3 protein-coding genes and 1 pseudogene are annotated in these 1,888 nt (G+C 64.5%); 1 reads left to right on the top strand and 3 read right to left on the bottom strand.

From position 1 onward, the window contains the following. Positions 1–91 precede the first annotated feature (91 nt). The 3 genes from EN969_RS29190 to EN969_RS29180 are packed head-to-tail and all read right to left on the bottom strand — an operon-like array spanning position 92 to position 1,102. The gene (locus EN969_RS29190; RefSeq protein ID WP_063169641.1) at positions 92–610 is read right to left on the bottom strand and encodes a hypothetical protein; all 519 of its coding nucleotides are present in this window, start codon (positions 608–610) and stop codon (positions 92–94) included. Then, positions 603–947, bottom strand: coding sequence for a hypothetical protein (locus tag EN969_RS29185; RefSeq protein WP_013528664.1), 345 nt, complete (start codon positions 945–947; stop codon positions 603–605). The genes EN969_RS29190 and EN969_RS29185 overlap by 8 nt, the downstream gene beginning before the upstream one ends. 11 nt (positions 948–958) lie before the next feature. Then, positions 959–1,102: a hypothetical protein gene (locus EN969_RS29180; RefSeq protein ID WP_082826609.1), complete on the bottom strand. Its 144-nt coding sequence runs from the start codon at positions 1,100–1,102 to the stop codon at positions 959–961. Between the two features lie 179 nt (positions 1,103–1,281). Between EN969_RS29180 and EN969_RS29175 the strand changes: the two are divergent. Further along, positions 1,282–1,888 (top strand): annotated as a pseudogene (locus EN969_RS29175) (AraC family transcriptional regulator); the annotation flags it as partial.

Here is a 1,888-nt window from a genome sequence, read left to right as displayed (position 1 = left end):
TGCCGTGGCTGGAAAAATATCGCGATGTTCGGCCTCGAGGCTCCCGCCCGGAGTTGCTTTTCCGGCCACCCGTTTCCTGTTGCCCAACCTCCTATTGCCCCATCGCCGGGCCGAGGATGAGGCTGCGGATTTTTGGCGTCAGCGGCCTGACGACATCGGCGAAGGGGTCACCCTCGGCCCGCAAGGCCATCAAGCCTTCGTCCTCTTCGTCGATCGCGGCGATGGTCTCCGTCTTCTGTGCCTCGGTCAGCTCCCTCATGCCGGATATGGCATTTCTGAGCTTGGCGAAAATGGCATCGAGTTCTGCGACCGGCATCGTCGCCAGGAACCCGCGCATGGTCTCTCCAAGCGCGACCTTCCAGCTGTCGGCGGTGAAACCGGCGCTGCCGATCAAGCCCTTGTCCGCGGCATCGCGCTCGTACCAGTCGGCGGCGATCTCCTCGTCATAGGCGAACTGACCGAATTCGGGCTGCAAGGCCTCGATCAGGCCGACGACCGCCGACGCATCCCGCGCTGTCAGCGCCAAGGCAGGCGGGCTGTCGAAGATCATGCCGGCAAGTGCGAGCGCGCCGGCCAGCCGGCGCATGGCTACGAAACGCCGCTCAGCCATAACAATCCTCCGCAATGCCGGCCCGGGCACTGCTCGTTGCCTGGGACTGCAGAACCGAGCCGCCGATCGAGGCGGCCTGGCCGGCAATGACCCCACCATTGCCAGCCAGACCGCCAAGACCCCCCGCCATCGACAGCACACCGCCGAGCAGAGCCGCATTGGTCTGCGCCTTCGCCGCCTTCTTGGCCGCATCGGCGCATGCCGTTTCCGTCGTCGGTTCGTTCCGGGCCTTCTTGCTGCCGGCCGCGCTCGCGATCGATGCCGGCCTGTCGTCGACCTGGCCCGTTTGGCAGCCCGCAAGGGCAATGGTCAGGGCCAGGAAAATGCTCTTTTTCATGGTGCTGCTCATCATCGGGCAGCGCGCGGCGGCAGCTTGGCCTCGCGATGATCGGTCACTGCGTTGCCCAAGGCGATCGACAGCAGATAGATGCGCGGATTGAACCCTGCCGCAGCCAGTGCCGACAGCGTCTTGAACAGTTGCAAATGAAACATCGTGCCCCCCTTTGGATTGCCGCCAATGCGGTTCCGGTTCCGGAATCGCGCCGCAAACTAGGGGCATAAAAGGGGGGCAGCTTGGACAGAACGGCACTGAAAGCGGCCAAAACGGCCCGGGATTGACGTTTTGCAGGCTCCGGCGCATATGACCGCGCTCTTGGGCATGGGGGGTGTCGATGACTGCGACGATGGGGACGTCAGCCTCATTCAGGCTGGCGACGGAGATGTTTCCGGAGCGGGATCGCGTCGAGATCACGCGTGAGGTTTACGGCCGCACGGTTCTGAGGGTGGACCTCGATCCGCTGGCGCCGGCGCAGATCGACATGCGGGTGCGCGCGTTGCCAGGCCTCGGCATCGCCACCGGCAGCTCATCGGAATTCCGGGTGCATCGTACGTCGTCGCTGATCGACAATGACGACTTCGTTCTTCTGGCGGCCCTCGACGGGGGCAGTGTGATGAAGCATCGCGGCCGCGAGGAGGCGGTCGGCAACGGCCAGGCGCTGATGATGAGCGGTGAAGAGGTTGGCCTCAACCTGATCGGCGCCGGCGGGTTTCGCTTCGTCAATCTGAGTTTTTCGCGCAAGCAGCTTTCGCCTCTGATCGGCGATCCGGCCGCGGTTCTTATGCGGCCCTTGCCGACCCAAAGCGGGGCGATGCGGCTGTTGCTCGACTATATCAGCTCGATCCAGGAGGTCGGAGACGAGTTGACTGCGGAGGCCTGCCACCTTGCGGCGGCACATGTTTTCGACCTTGCCGCACTCGCCATGGGCGCGACCAGGGATG

Origin of the sequence: Mesorhizobium sp. M7A.F.Ca.CA.003.01.2.1 (assembly GCF_003998945.1) — a bacterium.
GTDB classification, from domain to species: domain Bacteria; phylum Pseudomonadota; class Alphaproteobacteria; order Rhizobiales; family Rhizobiaceae; genus Mesorhizobium; species Mesorhizobium ciceri.
The sequence above is the reverse complement of the archived record's forward strand: the minus strand, read 5'-3'. Positions and strand labels throughout refer to the sequence as shown.